This window comes from Heyndrickxia shackletonii, assembly GCF_001420715.1.
Classification (GTDB): domain Bacteria; phylum Bacillota; class Bacilli; order Bacillales; family Bacillaceae_C; genus Margalitia; species Margalitia shackletonii.
In genome coordinates this window covers 1,623-20,139 of record NZ_LJJC01000015.1, presented here as the reverse complement: position 1 = coordinate 20,139, position 18,517 = coordinate 1,623, and the positions used below count along the sequence as shown (strand labels likewise).

General features: G+C 38.0%; 16 protein-coding genes. 11 read left to right on the top strand and 5 right to left on the bottom strand.

What is annotated here, in order from left to right; genetic code table 11:
* Positions 1-52: 52 nt before the first annotated feature.
* The gene (gltB, locus tag AN964_RS21850; protein WP_055741919.1) at positions 53-4,609 is read right to left on the bottom strand and encodes a glutamate synthase large subunit; all 4,557 of its coding nucleotides are present in this window, start codon (positions 4,607-4,609) and stop codon (positions 53-55) included.
* Positions 4,610-4,740: 131 nt separating this feature from the next.
* Here gltB and gltC point away from each other — a divergent pair, with 131 nt between their 5' ends.
* Positions 4,741-5,646, top strand: a complete 906-nt coding sequence (gltC, locus tag AN964_RS21845; protein WP_055742492.1) for a glutamate biosynthesis transcriptional regulator GltC — start codon at positions 4,741-4,743, stop codon at positions 5,644-5,646.
* Positions 5,647-5,882: 236 nt separating this feature from the next.
* Here the strand turns inward: gltC and yfhS are convergent, their stop codons facing one another.
* Complete coding sequence (yfhS, locus tag AN964_RS26815) at positions 5,883-6,053, bottom strand: mother cell protein YfhS (protein ID WP_163258600.1); 171 nt, start codon at positions 6,051-6,053, stop codon at positions 5,883-5,885.
* 480 nt (positions 6,054-6,533) lie between these two features.
* Here yfhS and AN964_RS21840 point away from each other — a divergent pair, with 480 nt between their 5' ends.
* The 4 genes from AN964_RS21840 to AN964_RS21825 all read left to right on the top strand — a co-directional run bounded on the left by AN964_RS21840 (position 6,534) and on the right by AN964_RS21825 (position 10,139).
* Positions 6,534-6,734, top strand: a complete 201-nt coding sequence (locus tag AN964_RS21840; protein ID WP_055741918.1) for a gamma-type small acid-soluble spore protein — start codon at positions 6,534-6,536, stop codon at positions 6,732-6,734.
* Positions 6,735-7,249: 515 nt separating this feature from the next.
* Positions 7,250-7,501, top strand: a complete 252-nt coding sequence (locus tag AN964_RS21835) for a YgaB family protein (RefSeq protein ID WP_055742491.1) — start codon at positions 7,250-7,252, stop codon at positions 7,499-7,501.
* 196 nt (positions 7,502-7,697) lie between these two features.
* Entirely contained in the window at positions 7,698-8,228 is a 531-nt protein-coding gene (gene ntdP / locus AN964_RS21830) for a nucleoside tri-diphosphate phosphatase (RefSeq protein ID WP_055741917.1), read from the top strand.
* 162 nt (positions 8,229-8,390) lie between these two features.
* Positions 8,391-10,139 carry an ABC transporter ATP-binding protein gene (locus AN964_RS21825; RefSeq protein WP_055741916.1) on the top strand — a complete coding sequence of 583 codons (1,749 nt, stop codon included), beginning with the start codon at positions 8,391-8,393 and terminating at the stop codon, positions 10,137-10,139.
* Between the two features lie 72 nt (positions 10,140-10,211).
* Here AN964_RS21825 and AN964_RS21820 read toward each other — a convergent pair whose 3' ends face one another.
* Positions 10,212-11,297: an FUSC family protein gene (locus AN964_RS21820; protein WP_055741915.1), complete on the bottom strand. Its 1,086-nt coding sequence runs from the start codon at positions 11,295-11,297 to the stop codon at positions 10,212-10,214.
* 333 nt (positions 11,298-11,630) lie between these two features.
* Complete coding sequence (locus AN964_RS21815) at positions 11,631-12,917, bottom strand: glutamate-1-semialdehyde 2,1-aminomutase (RefSeq protein ID WP_055741914.1); 1,287 nt, start codon at positions 12,915-12,917, stop codon at positions 11,631-11,633.
* 188 nt (positions 12,918-13,105) lie between these two features.
* On the opposite strand from AN964_RS21815, the gene AN964_RS21810 reads away from it, so the two are divergent.
* The 5 genes from AN964_RS21810 to perR all read left to right on the top strand — a co-directional run bounded on the left by AN964_RS21810 (position 13,106) and on the right by perR (position 16,487).
* A complete protein-coding gene (locus tag AN964_RS21810) occupies positions 13,106-13,525 on the top strand; it encodes a potassium channel family protein (RefSeq protein ID WP_055741913.1) in 420 nt (139 codons plus the stop codon).
* A gap of 117 nt (positions 13,526-13,642) precedes the next feature.
* Positions 13,643-14,116 carry a thioredoxin-dependent thiol peroxidase gene (bcp, locus tag AN964_RS21805; RefSeq protein WP_055741912.1) on the top strand — a complete coding sequence of 158 codons (474 nt, stop codon included), beginning with the start codon at positions 13,643-13,645 and terminating at the stop codon, positions 14,114-14,116.
* 338 nt (positions 14,117-14,454) lie between these two features.
* Positions 14,455-15,405 carry a D-2-hydroxyacid dehydrogenase gene (locus AN964_RS21800; protein WP_055741911.1) on the top strand — a complete coding sequence of 317 codons (951 nt, stop codon included), beginning with the start codon at positions 14,455-14,457 and terminating at the stop codon, positions 15,403-15,405.
* A gap of 1 nt (position 15,406) precedes the next feature.
* On the top strand, positions 15,407-15,955 hold the full coding sequence (locus AN964_RS21795) for a cob(I)yrinic acid a,c-diamide adenosyltransferase (protein ID WP_055741910.1): 549 nt from the start codon (positions 15,407-15,409) through the stop codon (positions 15,953-15,955).
* 85 nt (positions 15,956-16,040) lie between these two features.
* A complete protein-coding gene (perR, locus tag AN964_RS21790; RefSeq protein WP_055741909.1) occupies positions 16,041-16,487 on the top strand; it encodes a peroxide-responsive transcriptional repressor PerR in 447 nt (148 codons plus the stop codon).
* A gap of 83 nt (positions 16,488-16,570) precedes the next feature.
* Here the strand turns inward: perR and AN964_RS21785 are convergent, their stop codons facing one another.
* A complete protein-coding gene (locus tag AN964_RS21785; protein WP_055741908.1) occupies positions 16,571-16,930 on the bottom strand; it encodes a YgzB family protein in 360 nt (119 codons plus the stop codon).
* Positions 16,931-17,220: 290 nt separating this feature from the next.
* Here AN964_RS21785 and AN964_RS21780 point away from each other — a divergent pair, with 290 nt between their 5' ends.
* A complete protein-coding gene (locus AN964_RS21780; RefSeq protein WP_055741907.1) occupies positions 17,221-18,096 on the top strand; it encodes a nucleotidyltransferase-like protein in 876 nt (291 codons plus the stop codon).
* Positions 18,097-18,517: the final 421 nt, after the last annotated feature.

The following is an 18,517-nucleotide window of genomic DNA, read 5'->3' as shown; positions in this document are numbered from 1 at the left end:
TTTGAAAAGAAATCGGCAATATTGCCGATTTCTCCCGTTATTTCTAAAAAGGCTAAATAGTTTGGCTGTCTTGCAATGGAGATGAAAGTGCTTCAAGTTCATTCAATGTTTCCAGTAATTTTCCTTCTTTATTAATATTAAAAGCGGTAAGTCTTGCATCGACATACGATAATCCTCGATTTTGCAGATCATCAATCATCGCAGTCATATTTTTATATTCATGTGGGATAATCTTCACAAACTGTTTTTTCAGCTGTTTCCAATGTTTTAAAATCGTTTTTGCCTTTGGACTTCCAGTGTACAGGTAATGCTTGGAAATCATTTGATGAAGCTCTATTAGTTCATTTTCGAATGTAACCTGTTCTACATCCACAAGCTCTTGGTTAATATGTGGCAAGATGTCTTCATTAGCAGAAAAACCCTTGAAGATATAAGCGATTCCGCCGGACATTCCTGCAGCAAAGTTTTTTCCGATTGTTCCAAGAATGACTACCGTTCCGCCAGTCATATATTCACAGCCGTGGTCTCCAACTCCTTCTACTACAGCTTTAACACCGCTGTTCCGGACAGCAAATCGCTGACCTGCTACACCGCGAATGTATGCTTCACCGGAGGTTGCGCCAAATAAAGCGGTATTGCCGATAATGGCATCTACTTGTGGAATGCTCCAATTGTTATCTGGTTTAATGATCAGTTTGCCGCCAGACAATCCTTTTCCGACATAATCATTTGCATCACCCTCTAAGGTGATCGATAAACCTTTCGGGATAAAAGCACCAAGACTTTGCCCGGCAGAACCTTTTAATTGGATGTGAATTTGATCCTCTGGCAAGCCTTCCGCACCGTAATGCACAGATATTAAATTTCCTAAACTCGTTCCTACAGCACGGTCCGTGTTTTTAATATAGGATTGCAAAAAGGCTTTCTCGCCATTTCCAATAGCAGTATTTAATGCAGGAATAAGGAGACGCTGGTCAAAACGTTTTTCCAATTCGTGATCCTGTGTTTGTTGGATAGAAGTCTCCTTTTTATCGGACATTTTGTATAAAAGGTCGCTTAAATCAAGATGCTTTGCTTTCCAATGGGTGGTTACTTCCTCTTTTACGGTTAAAAGATTCGTCCTGCCGACTATTTCATCAAGGCTTCGATACCCGCATTTTGCTAAAATTTCGCGGACATCCTCAGCAATAAAATGCATATAGTTCACAATATGATCAGGGCTTCCTGCAAATTTTTCACGAAGCAATGGATTTTGCGTAGCGATTCCAACAGGGCAAGTATCTAAGTGGCATGCTCTCATCATGATGCACCCAAGAACAACTAGCGGGGCAGTGGCAAACCCGAATTCCTGCGCACCAAAGCATGCTGCAACTACAACATCCTTTCCTGTCATTAATTTTCCATCTACCTCTAAGGTTACTTTCTCTCTCAACCCGTTGAGTTGTAGGGTTTGATGTGCTTCTGATAATCCGATTTCCCAAGGGACACCTGTATGTTTAATGCTTGTTCTAGGTGAGGCGCCTGTTCCGCCGTCATGGCCGCTGATTAGGATGGTATCTGCTAATCCTTTCGCAACACCAGCTGCAATGGTTCCAACTCCAGCTTTTGCAACAAGCTTCACACTGATTTTTGCTTTCGGATTAGCGCTTTTTAAATCATAAATCAATTGGGCAAGATCTTCGATGGAATATATATCATGATGCGGAGGAGGGGAGATTAATCCTACCCCAGGCGTGGATCCTCTAACCTCAGCAATCCACGGATAAACCTTTTGGCCAGGCAGCTGTCCGCCTTCACCGGGTTTTGCTCCTTGTGCCATTTTGATTTGAATTTCGTCTGCATTTGTTAAGTAATAGCTTGTTACGCCAAATCTTCCCGAAGCAACCTGTTTAATGGCACTTCTGCGGGAGTCTCCGTTTGCATCTGTTTGGAATCGTTCAATTTCCTCGCCGCCTTCACCGCTATTGCTTTTGCCGCCGATTCGATTCATCGCAATTGCGAGCGCCTCATGTGCTTCTTTGCTAAGGGAGCCGTAAGACATTGCTCCGGTTTTAAACTTTCGCAAAATATTTTCGGCTGGCTCGACTTCATCAAGTGGAATAGGGGAGCGATCGCTTTCTATTTTTAAGAGACTGCGTATGGTTGTAAAAGGACCATCGTCATTCATGCTGACAAATTTTTTATAAACATCCTTATTATTTGTTCTTGCTGCCCTCTGAAGGGTGTGGATGCTTAATGGGTTAAACTGATGAACTTCCCCACCTTTGCGCCATTGTAATTCGCTTCCTGAATCTAATGTTTGATCATAATGTTCTATTTCGTCTGCAGCTTTTTTATGACGCATTAAGGTTTCACGGGCAATCTCCGGTAAACCAATTCCGCCAATTTGTGAAACTGTTCCGGTAAAGTATTGGTCCAGTACCTGCTGCGAAATTCCTAATGCTTCGAAGGCTTGAGCGCCGCGATAGCTTTGGATTGCGGATATCCCAACCTTGGACATAATTTTTATGACACCATTCAATAATGCGTGAAGATAATTTTGAACTGCCTGTTCGATGTTTAACGAAATATGTTGCTCTTCACATAGGTGGTAGATTGTTTCGTATGCAAGATATGGATGGATGGCATCAGCCCCATATCCAAGTAACATAGCCATATGATGGGAATCTCGCGCTTCACCCGTATCAACAATAATGCTTGCTTTCGAGCGGCAGCCATTTTTAATTAAATGATGATGGATGCTTGAAGTTGCAAGCAGGGAAGGAATGGCCGCATGTCTATCGTCTACTTTTTGATCGGATAAAATAATTAGTTCGTGTCCTGCTTGAATAGCTTGATCAACCTTAGAAAAAATCCTTTCCAAAGCCGATGCTAATCCATTTTCACCGCTTTCTGCAGGGAAAATAGTATCAATCTTTACTGCGTTCCAACTGGAATTTGTTAAAGTCCTAAACTGTGAAAAAGTTAAGAATGGATGATCCAGCTTCAGTTTACGCTTATCTTTTTTATAGCTTTCAAGCGGGTTAGAGCTTTCTCCTAACCAGGAAATCGTGGAAATAACACATTCCTCCCTGATTGCATCAATTGGCGGATTGGTTACTTGCGAAAATCCTTGTTTAAAATAATGGAATAAAAGCTGCGGTCTATCTGAAAGAACAGCAAGCGGTGTATCAATTCCCATTGCACCAGTTGCTTCCTTCGCTTCTGTTGCCATTGGCTTGAGCATTTTCATTAACTCTTCATACGTATAACCAAACACCTTTTGGTGAAAAAGAAGCTCTTTGCCAGTAAAGCTAGAAGTTAAATCAAAACGATCATCGTGTAATTCTTTAACAGTTTCCTTTAAATAGCTGCTATAAGGCTCTTCAAGACTAATCGTCTTTTTCAATTCATCATTTGGAATAATTCGTCCTTGTGACGTATCGACTAATAGTAACTCCCCAGGCTTTAAATGCTTTCGTTCTAATATCATGTCATTGTCAACGTCCACAACACCGACTTCAGAAGCAAATATGATCCGATCATCTCTCGTTATATAGTAACGGCCAGGACGTAACCCATTCCTGTCGAGGATAGCGCCAATCTGTATTCCGTCCGTAAATCCAAGTGCCATTGGGCCATCCCAAGGCTCCATGCACTGACTTTGGTATTCATAAAACGCTTTTAAGTAAGATGGCATTTCTTCATTTTGCTCCCATGGCTCAGGCACCATCATCATCACTGCTTTTGGGAGTGAAACACCTTTTAACAGTAAATACTCCAAAACATTATCGAAGATCGCCGAATCACTTCCAGATGGGTTGATCACTTCTAAACCAGAACTATTTTTAGCATTAAACCAGTTCATGTTCCCTTTAATGGTATTGATTTCTCCATTATGTGCGATGACACGGTTAGGATGTGCTCTTTCCCAGCTCGGAAAGGTGTTAGTGCTGTAGCGTGAATGGATAAGCGCTAGGGATGATGTAAATTTTTCGTCACGTAAATCAGAGAAATAAAGGGATAATTCTTCTGCAAGCAACATTCCTTTATAAACTACGGTACGATTTGATAAGCTAGGAATATACATTTCAGATTTATACTTTTGTTCTATTTGTTTTCTTAAAGAATACAACCTGGCAGGAAATTCCTCCAATTGCGTCGAGATTTGCGTGATAAAGATTTGCTTAATGCTTGGCTCTGATTTTCTCGCTTGTTCGCTTATTCGATCGGAAGACACGGGGACAGATCTGACTCCAAGAACAGATAATCCGTGTTTTGAAGATTCTTTATAAAATTCATTAAGTATTTCTTCGCTAACTGCATGATCTTGTGGTAAGAAGAGCATGCCAACTGCATACTCGCCTTGATTTGGAAGATCAAATGGGCATACTGAAGAAAAAAAGTCATGTGGAATTTGCAGCATGATTCCTGTTCCATCACTTGTTGATTTATCCGCGCTTTTCCCTGCACGGTGATCAAGTCGTTTCAACATCTCTAAAGAAGTGGACACTACTTCATGTGATGGGCGACCTTTTATATCTGCATAAAAACCGATACCACAGGCATCATGTTCGAATTCACTGCGATAAAGACCAGTAGTTTTTATAGGAGAACGAAACGTTTTCATAAGTTAACATTCCTTCCGTATTAAAAATGCCGAAGTGTTTGATAATTAAAAATTTTACTTTAAAATGATTCATCTATACAATATATAGTTAAGAATGAAATAATCTCAAAATGAGAATGGTTGTGATGAACGTGGAATTAAGACAGTTAATTTACTTTAACGAGGTCGCAAAAAATGAACATGTAACGAAAGCCGCAGATGAATTGCATGTTGCTCAATCAGCCATCAGTAGACAAATCAGCCTATTAGAAGCGGAATTGGGGGTAACATTATTTTTAAGAGAAGGAAGAAACGTCCGGTTAACTTCTATAGGAAAGATATTTTTGGAGCATGTCGAAAAAATTTTAAATGAAGTGGAAAAAACAAAAGAAAAAGTGGAAGATTATTTAAATCCTGAGAAAGGAGTCATTCGCTTAGGCTTTTCCACAGGATTATCCGTTCATACCTTTACTATGGTATTCACCCAGTTCCGAGAGTTGCATCCAAAATTGCATTTTCAATTATTACAAGGTACCACCCCATATTTAATGGATTTAATGGAAAAAGGTGAAATTGATATTGCCTTTGTTGCGCCTGTCCCAACCGACCATCCCATCGTGAAAGGGGATATTTTTTTCACAGAAAAAATGCTGTTATTGTTGCCAGAGCACCACGAGCTGGCCCATCTAAAAACAATTCGGATCAATCAGCTTGAACAGGAACGGTTTGTAACATTTCGCTCAGGGCTTCCGATTCGGGAAATGATTTTTAAAGCGTGCCAAAAAGCCGGGTTTGTCCCAACAATCGCTTTCGAAGGGGAAGATATGGATACAATTAAAGGACTTGTTTCAGCTGGGATCGGCATCGCCATATTACCGGAATTGGCTTTGTCCTATAACGTGCCAAAGGATGTTGTTGCGGTTGAATTAAATGGATCCGAGTTCTTTAGGCCAGTTGGCGTGATTACACCGAAGAAGAGAGAGCTTGCCCCATCAGAACAGCTCTTATACAAATTTTTAAAGTCTTTTTATGATCGGTTATATCGGTTTCAGATGTGAAAGTGCAATAGCTGATCTTGGCGTGCGGACACCAAATCCGTTATCTGTGACAAAATGGGGTATTTCCTTAATCTCGCGGACAATGGTTCCGTTATTCTATGAAAAAGTGGTGATTTCCATGTAATTTTTCATGAATAACGGAACTCATGTCCGCTTAGCTCATAAAATATGTTCATTTGATGAAAATAGCGGAACCAATGTCCGCATAATTTGATGTTGTATTCTATCTTTACCTGCTATCCGCGATGGGTTATTTCTTCTACTATTTCCCGATGGATTGTTAGGCCTTCCGAGTTTAAATACGGTGCTATTTGCTGCAGGGATTGATGAAAGTGTGAAAGCTCTTCATCTGTCCATTCCGTTTTTGATATCATTGACAATTGTGTCATGTCACGAATATTTTCCATCCATAAACACCCCTTATGCTTTTGAATATCCATAGTTTTCTTTGCTGGTTAGTTTGTTATTCATCTTTGGATAAATTGAACGATTTTTTGAAGATAATGTATACAAGCATTTTGTGCAGGATCCTTGTTTTTCATCGGTTTGTGCCAAAATATTAACCCCAACAAATTGAAAGGAGCGAAATCATAAATAAACGGACGGGCTTATATGATAAACAGCTTGAAAACTGTGTTGAATGGACTGAAATTGCCATCTAACGAACCGATTTGGGACCTTTTGACTACCGGTACTGTCTTCGAACAAAGAATGTTTAAATTCCAGTGAGCAAACCAAGCTATATATACAAAGCTGATGGGAGGCACATGACAGAAGCGTAAACACTAAAAATCTAATGACGAGAACGAATCATAAGAAATTTTTTCGCAAAAATTACATAACAACCATTCTGATTGGTTACATTAATGAGCGTGGAGGTGATAATCATGGCAAAGCAAACAAACAAAACACAATCTGGTACTAACGCTCAAGAAGTTAAACAACAAAATGCACAATCTGCACAAGGATCTCAAGGTTCTTTCGGAACTGAGTTCGGTAGCGAAACAGATGTGCAATCTGTAAGAAAAGCTAACCAACAAGCTGAATCTCGTAAAGCACAAAATTCTGGCAATGCTGGTCAACAATAATACAAAGTAAAGGGGCATCCAAATCGTGGATGTCCCTTACTCTTTTAAATTTAAGCTTGTGGATGAGTTTTTCTACAATTGTCTAGTCTAGCTCAAGCACCCATTTTGGGTTTTCTTCCGGTTAAATCGGGGCCATAAGAAATTAATTAAAAGCCTAACTTGAGGTGGAAATTCAGTCTAAGTGGTCTTTATGAGGAAACAAAAGGCCAACTGGAGGTGGAATCGGAAAGCGAATGGCCTTTATAAGCAATCAAAAGCCCAACCTAAGGAAAACCCCAAATCCAAATGGTCTTTTATAAGGAAACAAAAGCCCAACTTTCAACATTACCCCACCGACTTACCCAGTATTTAAAGAACAAACAGGTGAAAAATCAACAGTATCAATCTCAGGCGTAAACAACCATTTTTTATTCGACAAAACTGATTGGAAAGCGACATAACTAGTCAAAGGAATTCTTTTCATATAAAGCGAAATACATAATGAAGAGGAATGAATGAAAAGGATGGTGCGCAATATGAGTAACTTCAATCAAATTATTTCTGAACAGATGAAAACGATGGAGCAATTATTATATTTACAATCCGAAATAGAAAGATGCCAAGAGCTTGAGGAAGAGCTGATAGAATTACAGAAGGAAGCAGAGCTTGAAAGCATAAAAAAAGAAATAGCTGATATGAAATGTGAATTGCGCAAAATCCAAAAAATATTTGAATCACAAACAGATGAAGTGATTCGTACATATCAAGAAACCAAAATCTTTGCATGAGGGTGACATCAATAATCGTCACTCTCTTTTTGTTTTAAATTTTCCAAAAAACCGTTATAATAATAAGAAAATCATTTTTAGGTATCGGTAAATACATATAACTTCGGAGTTTATTGACATCATTTTAAGATAATTATTTCTAAACAGAAAGGATGTATGGACTATTCATAAGACTACGACGAAAGAAGGGAGAATAATGAGGATTCCCACAGAAGGAGAAACCATTCAAATTCACAGCTACAAGCATAATGGTTTCATTCACAGGATTTGGGACGAAACAACGGTTCTAAAGGGAACAAAATCTCTCGTTATCGGTGGGAATGATCGAACCATTGTGACAGAATCAGACGGAAGAACCTGGGTTACCAGGGAACCGGCTATATGTTACTTCCATTCGGATCATTGGTTTAATATAATCGGAATGATTCGGGAGGATGGGATTTATTATTACTGTAATCTTGGATCGCCATTTGTGTATGACAGTGAAGCTTTAAAATATATTGATTATGATTTGGATATTAAGGTATTTCCTGATATGACCTATACTCTCTTAGATGAGGATGAGTATGAATACCACCGGAAACAAATGGGGTATCCGGATGTTATTGATCATATTTTGAAACGAAATGTGGACAACCTTGTTCGCTGGATTAGACAGCGCAAAGGTCCATTTTCACCAGACTTTATTGATGTTTGGTATGAAAGATATTTGACTTATCGCTCATAATTAAGGTTCTTTTTTTAACTTTGGGAAAATGACCCGAAATTGAGTTTTATAAGAAAACAACCTAAACAAATTAATAATTGACGCCGAAAAGGAGCACTATTCTAGTAGTGCTTTTTATTTTTGCGGTAAAATAGTATGGTCAAAAAAATACGGAGGGTTAAAGTGAGTAGTATTAAAAGATATTTAAAATTTGTTAAGCCATATAAGTTTCAAATCATCGGCACATTTATCATTGGAATTATAAAATTTGTTATCCCATTACTTATTCCTTTATTCATTAAATATGTCATCGATGATGTGATTGGAAGTCATACACTAAATACGCATGAGAAAACGTCAAAGCTCATTTTTTGGCTGTCAATCATGTTAGGAATTTTTATTTTTGCTCGTCCTCCCGTGGAGTATTATCGCCAATATTTTGCTCAATGGACAGCTAGTAAAATTCTGTATGATATTCGCGATCGATTATTTACGCATCTGCAAAAACTCAGCTTTAAATATTATTCGAATACACGAGGCGGGGAAGTTATTTCAAGAGTTATCAATGATGTGGAACAAACGAAAGACTTTGTTATAACAGGCTTGATGAATGTTTGGTTAGATACTTCTACTATCATCATTGCCATTTCCATCATGTTTAAGATGGATGTAAAGTTGACGCTTGTTTCTTTAATTGTTTTCCCGTTTTATATTGCATCGGTCAAATATTTCTTTGGGAACCTTCGAAAACTGACCCGCAATCGATCACAAGCATTAGCGGAGGTTCAAGGTTATTTGCATGAGAGGGTGCAAGGGATGGCTGTTATTAAAAGCTTTGCCATCGAAGACCATGAGCAAAAGCAATTCGCCAAGCGCAATTCCAACTTTTTGGACAAAGCATTAACCCATACAAGATGGACAGCAAAATCGTTTGCGGTAGTGAATACTATTACAGATATTGCACCATTGATTATTATTGGTTTTGCCGGTTATCAAGTTATCCAGGGTCATTTAACAGTAGGAACAATGGCTGCCTTTATTGCTTATATTGACAATTTGTACAGTCCATTACGCCGTCTAGTCAATTCTGGGACAACTTTAACACAAGCATTCGCATCCATGGACAGGGTTTTTGAACTGATAGATCAAAAATATGATATAGATGATCGTCCCGATGCTATTGAATGTAAAAATGTCCTTGGAAATATTAAATTTGACCATGTTAGCTTTGCTTATGACCAAAAAGAAGAGCCGGTTTTAAAAGACATCGACCTTGATATTCAAGTGGGAGAAACCGTCGCATTGGTAGGGATGAGCGGTGGAGGAAAGTCTTCTTTAGTAAGTTTAATACCAAGATTTTATGATGTCACAGAGGGGGCAATACTTCTTGACGGGACTGATATTCGCAGGTTTAAGGTCAGAAGCCTGCGAGACAAAATAGGAATGGTGCTGCAGGACAGTATCCTTTTCAGTGAGTCTATACAAGCGAATATTTTATTAGGAAAACCGGGAGCAACGACAGAAGAAGTGTATGAAGCTGCCAAAGCTGCAAATGCACATGACTTTATTTTAAACTTACCTAATGGGTATGATACGCAGGTCGGGGAACGCGGAGTGAAGCTTTCCGGCGGTCAAAAGCAGAGGATTGCCATTGCCAGAGTCTTTTTGAAAAATCCGCCAATATTAGTACTGGATGAGGCAACATCAGCATTAGACTTGGAAAGTGAGCATCTCATCCAAGAAGCACTGGATAAACTTGCGAAGGATCGAACCACTTTCATTGTTGCCCACCGCTTATCAACTATTACTCATGCAGACCGGATTATTCTTATCGAGCATGGACGAATCGTGGAAATGGGAACACATGAAGAGTTAATGGCAAAAAGGGGCCATTACTTTGATTTATTCCAAGTCCAACAATTGGATGCATAGAAAAGCGAAAACGACGGAAAAACCAATCTGGTGTTTATATGATACTGAAAAGCCGGCAAAAAGTTTGCCGGCTTAATCTTCATTTATTTCCTCTACCGTTACTTCATTTTTATCCTTATGAAAGGATTGAAAGCTATCGATAAGCTTTTCAAAATGCTCTAATTGCTCTTGATATTCAACGATAGCGGATAAAAGTCGCATAACATGGAACTTCTGTACTTGAGACAGACAATTCTCAGCCTCAATATCTTCTAGAAAAAGCTCCATTAATTGATTTCTTTGTTCTTCCAAAAGTTGAACAGATTCAATTTCAGAGTCCTTACGTATTTTTCCTAAGAATTTCAAAATTAATTTTTCATGATCACTCATGATAGCATCCAGTAATTCTTGTAATTGTTCATTAACCGATTCAGGAAGCTGGCGCAAATCCTGTTCGTACCGGTGGAGAATTTTTAATATATCAAAACTGCTTTGTAAAAGTATAACCATTTGTCGATAAACAACTGCTTTGCGTTGTTTATCAATGGTGGATTTTTTGAAATAGCTTCTCTCTTCCTTGTACATCGACAAAAAATCATTTACCCTAAGCATTCTTTCTTTTAATACCGTAATATCTTTTTTTAATAACTGATGTTCTGCTGCATGTCTGCTTGTTAATCTTACCCATCTTAGTACATCTTCCGTTACATTGGAGATACTATTATATAATTTTGTTTCATATTTTGGCGGCAAAAAGATTAAATTTACGATAAAAGCCGATAAAATTCCAAGCAATAAAGTGGAAAAGCGAATTCCAGCAAATTGCAAGAAATGTTCTCCAGGTGTTTCCATTAAGGCAATCATCGTTACAAGTGCAAGACTGACATTATTCTCCAGTTTAAGCTTTAACATAATGATGATAGTAATAATAGCACCGAGTCCAACAACGAGCACATTATTATTAAATATCATAACTAATACGACCCCAATAATCGCTCCAATCAGGTTTCCCTGAAGCTGTTCAATAATCGATAAATAGGATCGATATATAGTTGGCTTTATCGCGAAAATGGCTGCAATCCCGGCAAATACCGCGTTAGGCATATGTAACAATCGCGCTAAAAATAAAGCCAGTACAATAGCTATTCCCGTTTTAAAAATGCGGGCCCCAAGCTTCATGACAAAATAATTCCCCTTTAAATGCAAATAATAGTTTTTTTATTAGTGTATGTTGCTGTTATTATCAGTCATAGGGTTACATCAAGCAAAACCACTCCAATGACCAGATATTTCATTTTCATTTACAACATCTACGTAATATACATTGGAAAGGTGAGAATATCAAGAGAAAAATTTAATAATTTTATTAATATCATACCCAACTACTATATATTTTGCTAAAAATACAAATCTTGTCCATGTTTTCGTGATAAAGAATGATATGTGAGGAAGAGGGGAAGTATGCCGAGAATATAAAAAAACCTAAAAGCAAAGCCTTTAGGTTCTTCTTTATTATAGTTGGGAGAAGGCGTAATCAACTGCCTTAATAGTTTCTTTTATATCTTCTTCCGTATGAGCGGTTGTAATAAACCAAGCTTCATATTTAGAAGGAGCAAGATTAATTCCTTGATGCAACATCAGCTTGAAGAACTTCGCAAACATTTCTCCGTCTGTAGCCTCCGCTTGTTTATAATTTTCTACTTTTTCCTTTGTGAAATATACGGTTAATGCACCTTTTAAACGGTTAATAGTAATTGGTGTATTGTATTTCTTAGCAGCTTCTAATATTCCTTCTTCTAGCATAGCACCTAAGAAATCTAATTGTTCATATACACCTTTTTCTTTTAAAACCTCTAAGCATGCGATACCAGCCAGCATCGATGCAGGATTTCCTGCCATTGTTCCCGCTTGATAAGCAGGTCCTAGCGGTGCTACCTTTTCCATAATTTCTTTGCGGCCGCCATATGCACCAATCGGTAATCCGCCACCAATGATTTTTCCCATCGCTGTTAAATCTGGTGTTACCCCAAGTAAGTTTTGTGCGCCGCCATACATAAAGCGAAAGGCTGTGATAACTTCATCATAAATGACAAGGGCACCGGCATTATGAGTTAGCTCATTCACTTGCTCTAAGAATCCTGGTTTCGGCTCAACAATTCCAAAATTGCCCACGATTGGTTCGACAAGTACAGCTGCAACCTCATCTCCCCATGTATTTAATGCTTCTTTAAAAGGTTCGATGTCATTGAAAGGAACCGTAATAACTTCTTTCGCAATATTTTTTGTTACACCAGCAGAATCTGGCATTCCAAGCTGAGAAGGACCGGAACCGGCTGCAACAAGAACAAGATCAGAATGACCATGATAACAGCCTTCGAATTTGATGATTTTGTCGCGTCCAGTATATGCGCGGGCAACACGAATAGTGGTCATTACTGCCTCTGTTCCTGAATTCACAAACCGTACCTTATCTAATGCCGGCATTGCTTCTTTCAGCATTTTTGCAAAGGTTACTTCGAAAGGGGTAGGTGTTCCATATAAAACACCATTTTCAGCAGCTGTTTTAATCGCTTCCGTAATATGTGGATGGGCATGGCCTGTAATAATCGGACCATATGCCGCAAGATAATCAATATAACGGTTATCGTCCACATCCCAGAAGTATGCTCCTTGCGCTCTTTTCATTGCAACAGGTGAGCCGCCGCCAACTGCTTTATAAGATCTCGAAGGACTGTTCACACCTCCGACAATATGCTGTAATGCTTCACTATGTAAAAGTTCAGATTGAGTAAAATTCATATGTATTCCTCCAATTATTAAATCCATTCTCCATTTTAGACCTTTAAGAAAATAGTGTCCAATTAAAGTTTTCATTCATAAATGTATTCGACGGTACAATAAAATAGACTGACAAGCAGTTTTGAACAAGAATATGTCAGCTTGATGTTCTTACCTCTAATTTGCGTAAAATAAAAGGAGCTATTTAAATGTATAATCTCCTCATCATATTAGTCATTCTGTGTATTTGCATGAGCCTGCGAACATTGTTTTTCTCGCATAAATTAAAAAATAAACAAATCTCTTTTGACAACTTTTTGTTCCTTGCTTTTGCCTATTGTGTCCTAATGATTGGGTTCGGCCTTATTTACCTGTTGCTTGAAATAAAGGGATATCACATCATCATCGATCATGGTGCAGACCTGACAGGTTCTTATTTTCATAAGCTGTATACCTCCCTTTATTTAAGTGCAGTAACATTATTTTCTGTTGGCTTTGGAGATGTGGTTCCTTTAGGAATCGGCAGAGCCATTGTCATAATAGAAGCACTGATTGGATATACCATTCCGGCTGCATTTGTCGTGAAAAGTGTACTTGACCATGATCAGGTAAGCTTCAGAAAAAAGTAGATGGTTTGCGTTAAAAGTTACATTTCGATAAGCTGAAGATAAGGTGATACTGCCATTTGGTAGTTGAGAACAACTGCCCGTTAATACGGGATAAATATTTAGTAGGAGTTGAATTATATGACCATTGAAATAGGAGCAAAAGCACCAGACTTCGAATTGCATGCAAATAACGGTGAGACGGTAAAACTATCTGATTTCGAGGGTAAAAAGCATATTGTATTGTATTTTTATCCAAAGGATATGACACCTGGTTGTACAACGGAAGCATGTGACTTCCGCGATGCATATAAGGAATTTGCGGATTTAGATGCTGTTATTTTAGGCATTAGTCCAGATGAGGTAAATTCCCATCAAAAATTCATTAATAAATACAGCTTACCATTTCTTCTGTTAGCAGATGTTGACCATAAGGTTGCAGATGACTATGAAGTGTGGAAGCTGAAAAAGAATTTTGGAAAAGAGTATATGGGAATCGAAAGAAGTACATTCATTATCGATAAACAAGGGAACGTTGCGAAGGAATGGCGCAAGGTGAAAGTGGATGGACATGTCCAAGAAGCACTGGCTTTTATAAAAGAAAATCTTTCTTAAGAGGTAAAAAAATTTATAGACGCTGTCTAACTCCAAGTGCCAATTTCATCAGCTCGTGAACTACCTCGCTGTGTTTCCTTTATCTCGAGCCTGCGACTACGAAATTCGTACGCCGATGAACAAGGCGCTTCCGCTTTTCTTATTTGCCTATTTTAGTAAGATAGCGGCATTTGTCCACTCAAAACATGACAACGCACATACAGTATAGTAGGGCATACCTCCTCAGATAGTCTTTTAGGGTCGATTCATTCGGCCCCTTTTTTATGTTTTCTAGAGCGGGTCAATTTTCACACATACATGGTACAATTAAATAAAATATTGAAGAAAAGGGGAAAACCATGAAAACGATCTTTACTTTTACACCGCCGGCTGAATTGATACAAGACCTAACCGAATGTTTTCCTAGCGAGGATTTTTCCTTTTATCCCGATATTCAACATGCAGAGAAGGAGCTTTCGAATGCGGAGGTCCTGGTGACTTATGGTGAGGATTTAACCGAAACACATATTCAACTAGCGGATCAGCTAAAATGGATAATGGTCACATCGGCTGGTCTTGAAAAAATGCCTTTGCAAGCGATAAAAGAGAAGGGGATTCTTGTTACGAATGCACGAGGGATACATAAAATTCCGATGGCAGAATTTACTCTGGGGCTTATGCTGCAATATGCCAAACAATTTCCTGTCATGCAAAAACAGCAGAAGGAGCATGTATGGAAAAAGGGACTGCCAATTTTTGAACTATCCGGACAAACAATATTGATTGTCGGAGCGGGGGCAATTGGAAGTGAGATAGCAAGATTAGCAAAAGCATTTGGAATGAAAACAATCGGTGTGAATAGCAGCGGAGAAAAACGAGATTATTTTGATGAAATGCAAACATTAGATTCCATGTATGAAGGGTTAGGTGCCTCTGATTTTATAGTGAATATTTTACCAAGCACATCAGAAACAAAGCATTTTTATCAAAAACATCATTTTAAAAGTATGAAAAATACAGCTGTTTTTATCAATATTGGCAGAGGGGATGCAGTAAAAACGAAAGTATTAATGGAAGTTCTGCAAGAAAAAATGATATCGCATGCGATTTTAGATGTATTGGAGGAAGAACCGCTGCCGGAGGAGCATCCAATTTGGAGCATGGATAATGTAACGATCACTCCGCATATTTCCAGCAATACAAATCTTTATCTTCCAAGAGTATTTGAAATATTAAAGCATAACTATCGTACATATACTAATAAACAAGAAGACTTTTTGAACGTGATCGATGTAGAAAAGGGGTATTAATGTGAAAATTTATACGAAAACCGGTGATAAAGGAACGACATCATTAGTTTATGGAACAAGAATCGCGAAAAACGATATGCGCGTGGAGGCATATGGGACTTGTGATGAAGCAAATTCAGCGATTGGTCAGGCAATAAGCTTTTTAAAGAAAGAAGATTTTCCGGAAAAAATGGAGGCGGAGGAAGTATTTCATAAAGTGCAAACTGCTCTCTTTCATGTCGGGGCGGAATTATCGACTCCGGCAAATAAAGAAGTAAAGTGGAAAATAAAACAAGAAGATATTGAGGAATTGGAGCATACTATTGATAAATGGGACTCGGCATTGCCGCCATTGAATAATTTCATTTTACCGGGCGGGCATCCGGCTGGTGCAGGCCTGCATTTCGCCAGAACTGTTGTAAGAAGAGCGGAAAGATGTGCTGTGTCATTAGAGGATGTAAATCCGTTGGTGCTCTCCTATCTAAATCGTTTGTCCGATTTTTTATTCGTAGCAGCTCGATTTGTGAATATGCGTCTTAATGAAAATGAAAAAACCCTTCATCAGTCCTGAAAACATTGACAGAAGTGCCTTTTACTTAGTACACTAATTATAGATATTATAAAGTAATAATAAATTCTTTTTAGGAAAGAGGTGCATGACGGTGTCTGAACATCAAATGAAGGAAGCCATTGAAACGTTAAAAGAAACGGGAGTAAGAATCACTCCTCAACGTCATGCGATATTAGAGTATTTAATTCAATCAATGACACATCCTACCGCGGATGAAATTTATAAGGCGCTTGAAGGGAAATTCCCAAATATGAGTGTTGCTACTGTATATAATAACTTGCGAGTATTTCGCGAGGTTGGTTTAGTAAAGGAACTAACATATGGAGATTCATCAAGCCGATTTGATTTTGTTACAACAAATCATTATCACATCATCTGCGAAGACTGTGGAAAGATTGTAGACTTCCACTATCCTGGACTGGATGAAGTGGAGCAGCTTGCTTCACATGTTACAGGGTTTAAGGTAAGTCATCATCGCATGGAAATTTACGGCACTTGTCCTGATTGCATGAAGAAACAAAATGTACATTAAAAAAGAATGGTTCGAGCCTTTACTCGAAACCATTCTTTTTTTGTTTTAGGAATGTTAATTTTTTCACGTTAAATTCTTAATGCTTACATTTTTGTTGTCTGGGATTTTCGATTGTAGTTTTCATCGAATTCTTTTCCTTCTAAATTCGGGTCTAAGGTTAAAGGCTCACGGCAATGCATGCACATATCGACGCGTCCCAAAATTTTTGTTGGCTTGTTACAGTTCGGACAAACAACCTGCACCGCCTTTGTAGACAGCATTCCGATCCAAAAATACACGACAGTACTAGCAATGATCGACAACAATCCAAGAAGCATAAATATAGACATAACTAGGAAATGAGTTCTGAAAAAGATTCCGAAATACATGATGATAAATCCAACAAATATCAAACTTAACGCAAATGTGCGAATCTTATTGATTTTACTAGAGTATTTTGCCATGCTTGTCCCTCCTAAATGCTACTATATCATAAAATAAGGAAAGATGTAGACTTACAATTGGACATAATTAGTACTTTTAAAATAGCAGGAAATTTATTATCATTGTCGAAGTATAAAGAAAAGCAAAAAAGCATTTTGTTTCCCAACTTACGGTAGAAACACAGAGATCAGGCATACTGATATTCCTAAAAACAGATAGACTGAAACTAACTGACATTTAAGCTATTAAATTCATGATACATAAAAATATACTTTCTTATACCCTATAAAGGATTTTGGAGGAATTAAATATGGAGGACATCCTTCGACCGATATATCAAGAAAGAGCAAGCCAAACAAATACACTCGGTGTTCTAATTATTGAAAAAGTACAGAATACGAGTGCAGTTACGGATACATTTGATGCAGTTTTATTAATTGTTGTGAAAGATGTGGAAACACCTGTCTTTATAAAGCACTATACTTATGAGGACAAAAAAGCCTCTTTGCATATTGTCAGAGAAGATCAACTGCGGGAATGGTTGCTTCTCGGGACGAATCGGAAAATAGTAGAGTGGATCCTGCACGGAAAAATATTATTTGACCGCAATGAGTATATGAACAACTTAAGAGATGAGCTTCAGGATTTTCCTTTTTATAATCGAAAAGTCAAAATCGGTCTTGAATTTGCGAAGCTGGTTCGCAGATATATGGAAGGAAAGGCGTTTTTTGATAACAGTCAGTACTTAGATGCCTATAATCATGTAGCACATTCCCTGCATCATTTGGCACGTCTTGCTGTAATTGAAAAAGGCTTTCATCCTGAAATAACGGTATGGAATCAAGTAAAACAAATGGAACCGGAAATATTTAAGCTTTATGAGGAATTGGTTACGAGTGATGAGCCTATAGAAAAGAGATTAGAGCTTTTGTTTATAGCAAGTGAATTTTTAATTCATTCCAGAACACGATTTGGTGCCTCACATTTAATTGAAATTATGAAGACGAAAGATGAATGGACGATTAATGATCTTATTTCACATCCGGAATTAGAACATTATGATGTAGATTTAAGCATGCTATTAGAATTTCTACTAGAGAAGCATTTTATTGATGAAGTTAGAATTCAAACAAAAGGATATGATATATATCACCGTCATTACTGTGTTTCAAAAAAATTATTGTAAAATATTAATTTATGTATTGACGATTGATTTTATTCTTGGTATATTAATAAACGTCGCTGCAAGATGTTGAAAAACGCAGCGGCGAAGAAAATAAAAAAAGTGTTGACAAGAAATAAACACTTTGATAAGATAATAAAGTCGCTGTCACGAAAGAGTGACGGAAATTGATCTTTGAAAACTGAACAGAACGAAACGTCAATGTTTTGAAATTCATGAGCTATATCAAACACTTTTTTGGAGAGTTTGATCCTGGCTCAGGACGAACGCTGGCGGCGTGCCTAATACATGCAAGTCGAGCGGACTTTTAAAAGCTTGCTTTTAAAAGTTAGCGGCGGACGGGTGAGTAACACGTGGGTAACCTGCCTGTAAGACTGGGATAACTCCGGGAAACCGGGGCTAATACCGGATAACTTCTTTCCTC

Coding starts and splice junctions, on each gene's coding strand:
- gltB (WP_055741919.1), bottom strand. CDS start 4,609: ATGAAAACGTTTCGTTCTCCTATAAAAACTACTGGTCTTTATCGCAGT.
- yfhS (WP_163258600.1), bottom strand. CDS start 6,053: ATGGAAAATATTCGTGACATGACACAATTGTCAATGATATCAAAAACG.
- AN964_RS21840 (WP_055741918.1), top strand. CDS start 6,534: ATGGCAAAGCAAACAAACAAAACACAATCTGGTACTAACGCTCAAGAA.
- AN964_RS21835 (WP_055742491.1), top strand. CDS start 7,250: ATGAGTAACTTCAATCAAATTATTTCTGAACAGATGAAAACGATGGAG.
- ntdP (WP_055741917.1), top strand. CDS start 7,698: ATGAGGATTCCCACAGAAGGAGAAACCATTCAAATTCACAGCTACAAG.
- AN964_RS21820 (WP_055741915.1), bottom strand. CDS start 11,297: ATGAAGCTTGGGGCCCGCATTTTTAAAACGGGAATAGCTATTGTACTG.
- AN964_RS21815 (WP_055741914.1), bottom strand. CDS start 12,917: ATGAATTTTACTCAATCTGAACTTTTACATAGTGAAGCATTACAGCAT.
- AN964_RS21810 (WP_055741913.1), top strand. CDS start 13,106: ATGTATAATCTCCTCATCATATTAGTCATTCTGTGTATTTGCATGAGC.
- bcp (WP_055741912.1), top strand. CDS start 13,643: ATGACCATTGAAATAGGAGCAAAAGCACCAGACTTCGAATTGCATGCA.
- AN964_RS21800 (WP_055741911.1), top strand. CDS start 14,455: ATGAAAACGATCTTTACTTTTACACCGCCGGCTGAATTGATACAAGAC.
- perR (WP_055741909.1), top strand. CDS start 16,041: ATGACGGTGTCTGAACATCAAATGAAGGAAGCCATTGAAACGTTAAAA.
- AN964_RS21785 (WP_055741908.1), bottom strand. CDS start 16,930: ATGGCAAAATACTCTAGTAAAATCAATAAGATTCGCACATTTGCGTTA.
- AN964_RS21780 (WP_055741907.1), top strand. CDS start 17,221: ATGGAGGACATCCTTCGACCGATATATCAAGAAAGAGCAAGCCAAACA.